Consider the following 4,306-nt stretch of genomic DNA (forward strand, 5'->3'; position numbering starts at 1 on the left):
AGAAAAACTTAGTAGCTAAAAAAATCAGCTACTTGGTGACTCTTACATCCACGCACTTGCTGCGGGACGATCGACTGCTAGAAATTCGAGCAAAGTTTCCGTGAGCCTTGATCTTTCTGTTTTTTGGATCAAGCCAAAAAACAAGAATAAACGAATGAAAATGGGTGATCATTTTTTTACCCACCACTGACCTGCGAATTTATAGCCTGACTTTTATAAAAGTATGGTTTTATCAAGATGACACGACAGATGCAATCAATAATACTTCCCAACCCTGGTTACGAATTGACCGCCTTCAATGAGCAAGACATTTTGAGCCGTATCGTAGAGTTGGATGTTTGAGAAATTACCGGCTGCTTTGTAACGAGAAAAGCCATCGTAATTGTCGATGAGATCGGTAATGGTGAGTGAGCCGGATTGTGTATCAGGAATGGTGTCTTCGCGGAGTGTGCTCCACACCTTGTAGTTTTGATCGATATACGTTACCATGAATCCGCTCGTGCCACTGTTGATGTTACCTGCATCGTATTGCTTGAGGTCGATGAGTCCGTCTCTTCTCGCGTTTAACGTATCCACAATACAGCCGTAAAGCTGGAAATCGATGACACGCGGTGAAGCAGAATCGTTGTGCGGACCAAAGTTAAAGCCCTGCATCCTGGAGTCGTAAGTGAAACCATTCGTATCGGTAAAACACAGGCCTCCGTAAAAGCTACTTACCCCATTCCCTATCTCGCTCCCGATAAGATCGCGGTAAATGAGTGAGTCAGAACCGATTCTCGCGCTGAACATTATATCGTGGTTCAGAGCCGGCAACGTAGTATCCGGTTCTTGTTCAGGATATTCTGAAAATTCAACACGGTCGTCACAACTCTGCAACAAACCGATTGATGCAATAAAACCTAAAGTTATATAGTAAGTCAGGCGTTTCATAGTCCTCCAATATACATTTTATAGCGTCCTTTGGTGATCGTCATGGATTGTCCACCTCTGTATAACCTACAGGAGAATTCACCAAACATGATATAGTTTCCAAATCGCTCGTCACCATCTGGACTTTCAATTATAGCAGATAATAGGAACTCAGAATAAGAACCGCTGTTTGGTCCGCTCGATGTCGTCCACAAGTTTCCTTCCTTGTCGTAATAGCGAATTCTGATACCACCGGTTTTATTATTATTCGTTACATAATCGTACTCACCGGGATCAAACATAATTTCTTTGATCTCCTCTTCAGTTGATTCTTGCGGAATACAGTTGATGAAATCGATGTAAAATGCTCTTTTCCTCGTTGAGGGATCGTGAAAAACACCTGTTTCAACCTGGATAAAGCTCGCCAGCGAATCCTGTAAATTAAAAGTATCGCAATAGCCGTTTCGGTAAGCGCGAGACTCGCTAATAACCGTATAACCGTGCTCGTAAAACTTAGTTGTATCATCGAGGTTATAGCGCAAAAACAAATCTTTTGGAATGAAGATGTTATTGGTATCTCCCGATAATGAATTGCGCTTTGGCGGAACGTCATCGTCAGAGTCACAGCTAACAAAGCCTAAACTTATTGAAAAGGCAAAAAGTAATGTGAAGTAAATATTTCGCATAGCGTGTGTTAAAATCCGTTGAGTGGCAATCTGAATTCTCCTCGTTCAACCGGTATTGAACGCGTACCGTTGTAGAGACGTAAATCCATTACTCCGGTCACGTAAATATCACCCAGCATTGTTGTATCGGGTGCCATATCGAGGATCTGAAACCTAAAGTTCGAAGAAGCTCCGGTTCCCGGTCTGCTGCTCCAGGTAGTTCCTTCTTCATCTACCCACTCTACCTTCACTCCTTCTCTAAAATTCGTGAGTTCATGACTACCAAATGGATAAGCTCCCAGGTAAATTGAACTGCGGTTCGTGATTGAATCTGCAGAATCGGGAATGCAGGACAAAAACTTGAGCGTTAACGATTTGTTTAGTGCTGAGCCGAGCGTAGTATTGAATCCCATGAAATTGTTTGATGTATCGCACAAACCGTATTTTATAGAATCGAAAAGTACTCCGTAATTCTGAATACCGTATTGAATTGTGTACATCTGAGAGTCGATCTTTCCCTGAAAGTAAAAATTACTCACCAGAGGTACCGAATCACCCTTTCCCCAGTTTTCATCGAGGGGTTGATCTTTGGGAATACTTTGGTTCAAAGTGTCTTCTTCACAGGCTACCCACATGAAGGGGATTGCTAAAGCAATGAATAACCAGGCTTTTCTCATGATTACGTTTTTTGTCAAGTCCCAAATATAGCAATTTATCGCGTTCCTGAATGAATTGCGGTTCTGACCAAAATAATTGACTTCATTTTTTCCGTTTATATTCAGTGGTTTTTCGCTTAATTTGTCCTGCTATGAAAGAAAAGACGCAAAACAACCAACTCCTCTATCCTATTTTTTTAGTGGCATTTTTGCTCATCTACTTTTATGTTTTTGATTCTAAACTCGACCTCAATGGCGATAATGCTTCCTATTTTATTTTGGGTAAAGCATTAGCTGACGGACTCGGCTACGTTTCGCCAGTTCACCCTGATATGCCGCCACACAGCCACTTCCCCATCGGCTATCCGTTGCTCATTGCAGGATTGATGAAGCTGGGAATCAAGAGTTTGGTGGGGATCAAAATTTTCAATGGTGTTTTACTGTTTGCTACGGGAATCATGTCTTTCCAACTCTACAAGAAGCTGGTTTCCAGTAATAACCTGGCTTTCATAGGGTCACTTGCAATATTTTTCAACCCCGTTCTCATGCGACAGGCGACTATCATCATGAGTGAAGTCCCGTTTTTGTTTTTTACCACTTTGGGGCTATTCAGCTACGTGAAATTTATTCACAGCGAAACTGATCCCTGGTACAAACGCTGGAGTTTTTACGTGATGCTATTTAGTTTGATCTACGGCTTTTACCTGAAAACACTCGGTTTTGTCACGATCGGAGCCGTGGGTATTTCAATGCTCGTGCGCAAAAACTGGCCACAAACCATAACTGCCGGTTTGGTTTTCCTTGGCGGTGTGGGTCCCAGTTTTTTCAAATCTACTGGCGGAAGCAATTATGTGGGGCAATTGCTCGCTGTTAATCCGTACGATAAGTCTCTCGGGACAGTTGGCTTTTCAGATCTCGTTGATAGAGCCGTTGAAAACATAACGAAATACGGAACCAACATCATCCCCTCTACCGTTGTGCCGTTTGTCCAGGAATCGATCAAGGAAAACACATTTTTGGGCGGTATTGTGGGTTTGATAATCCTGGCTCTGATCGTGATTGGAATTAAATCGATTAAGGAAAAATGGCTAATGACGGCTTTCTTCCTATTTACGGCTTTTGTACTCATCTTTTGGCCTCAGGTATGGTCCAGCAGCCGGTTTATGATTCACCTGGTTCCACTGTTTATGTTTATGACGTTTTTCGGACTTTTCATCGTGGTCAATAAGCTCACTCAAAAGTACTTCAAAAAGGAATGGGGAGTTGCGGCAGTCGTGGTTGTTGTATTACTTGGATTGCCAGGGATGCAGTTTCAAAATTTGCGGGCTGAGAGCGATTATCCACCACAGTTCAAGCAGTATTTCCGCGTTGCAGAATGGTGTAAAAAGAACACACCACAGGACGCGCTCATCATCGCTCGCAAACCCAATATGTTCTACCTTTTTGCTGATAGGCATGTGCTCAAACACGAATTTACGCGGGATGATATCGTATTAATGGATGATCTCGTTGAAAACGGTGCAGATTACGTGGTATTGGAATCATTAGGTTACGGTTCAACTTACAAGTACCTGTTGCCGGCTATCAAAAAGCACAGTTACGCATTTCCACGGGTTTTGAATTATCAGAACCCTCCTACTATGCTGTTTCAGTTCAATGCCCAGGCGTATATGCAAAACAGGAATAATGCTGTGAGTGGTAATGGTCAGAACCAATAAGCGTTCTACCTCACAACAACCCTTTCACTCTCCAGAATCTCCTCGTTTTTCTTGAGTTGAACGACATACATTCCGCCTGGCCAATTGGCTGTTGGAACAAGTACAGGGCCCAATGTGCTAGTTAGATCTTTTTCATAGACTACGCTACCTGTTACATTGTAAACGGTAATAATGCTGTTGGTTGTTTGCTTTCTCATTACGTAAAAGCCGTTCTCAGCAGGGTTTGGATAAACTTTGAGTTTATCTCTGCGCTGTTCTGCTAAACCGGTTGTGAGAGTAGTAAAAGATCCTGGTCCTGCTAACGGACTTTGTCCGCTGTTGCAAACTGTAAAGACATAGAACTCATAATCCTGATCAG

5 protein-coding genes are annotated in these 4,306 nt (G+C 42.7%); 1 reads left to right on the forward strand and 4 read right to left on the reverse strand.

Annotation, left to right across the window (positions count from 1 at the left end; all coding sequences use genetic code 11):
• Window positions 1-255: 255 nt before the first annotated feature.
• From RI557_RS11410 to RI557_RS11420, 3 genes are read right to left on the reverse strand one after another with little or no spacing between them, the layout of a single operon-like run.
• Window positions 256-930, reverse strand: coding sequence for a hypothetical protein (locus tag RI557_RS11410; protein WP_310667737.1), 675 nt, complete (start codon window positions 928-930; stop codon window positions 256-258).
• Window positions 927-1,595: a hypothetical protein gene (locus tag RI557_RS11415; RefSeq protein ID WP_310683879.1), complete on the reverse strand. Its 669-nt coding sequence runs from the start codon at window positions 1,593-1,595 to the stop codon at window positions 927-929. Before RI557_RS11415 ends, RI557_RS11410 begins: the two co-directional genes overlap by 4 nt.
• Before the next feature lie 8 nt (window positions 1,596-1,603).
• Window positions 1,604-2,251: a hypothetical protein gene (locus RI557_RS11420; protein WP_310683881.1), complete on the reverse strand. Its 648-nt coding sequence runs from the start codon at window positions 2,249-2,251 to the stop codon at window positions 1,604-1,606.
• Between the two features lie 131 nt (window positions 2,252-2,382).
• Between RI557_RS11420 and RI557_RS11425 the strand changes: the two genes are divergently transcribed.
• The gene (locus RI557_RS11425; protein WP_310667734.1) at window positions 2,383-3,948 is read left to right on the forward strand and encodes a phospholipid carrier-dependent glycosyltransferase; all 1,566 of its coding nucleotides are present in this window, start codon (window positions 2,383-2,385) and stop codon (window positions 3,946-3,948) included.
• A 5-nt stretch (window positions 3,949-3,953) separates the two neighbouring features.
• Here RI557_RS11425 and RI557_RS11430 read toward each other — a convergent pair.
• Window positions 3,954-4,306 (reverse strand): T9SS type A sorting domain-containing protein (locus RI557_RS11430; protein WP_310683883.1); only part of this gene is annotated, 353 nt, incomplete at its 5' end.

This window comes from Salibacter sp. (genome assembly GCF_031581065.1).
Taxonomy (GTDB): domain Bacteria; phylum Bacteroidota; class Bacteroidia; order Flavobacteriales_G; family Salibacteraceae; genus Salibacter.

Excerpts from the sequence above, each read along its gene's own strand:
- RI557_RS11410 (WP_310667737.1), bottom strand. The coding sequence starts at position 930 with ATGAAACGCCTGACTTACTATATAACTTTAGGTTTTATTGCATCAATC.
- RI557_RS11415 (WP_310683879.1), bottom strand. The coding sequence starts at position 1,595 with ATGCGAAATATTTACTTCACATTACTTTTTGCCTTTTCAATAAGTTTA.
- RI557_RS11420 (WP_310683881.1), bottom strand. The coding sequence starts at position 2,251 with ATGAGAAAAGCCTGGTTATTCATTGCTTTAGCAATCCCCTTCATGTGG.
- RI557_RS11425 (WP_310667734.1), top strand. The coding sequence starts at position 2,383 with ATGAAAGAAAAGACGCAAAACAACCAACTCCTCTATCCTATTTTTTTA.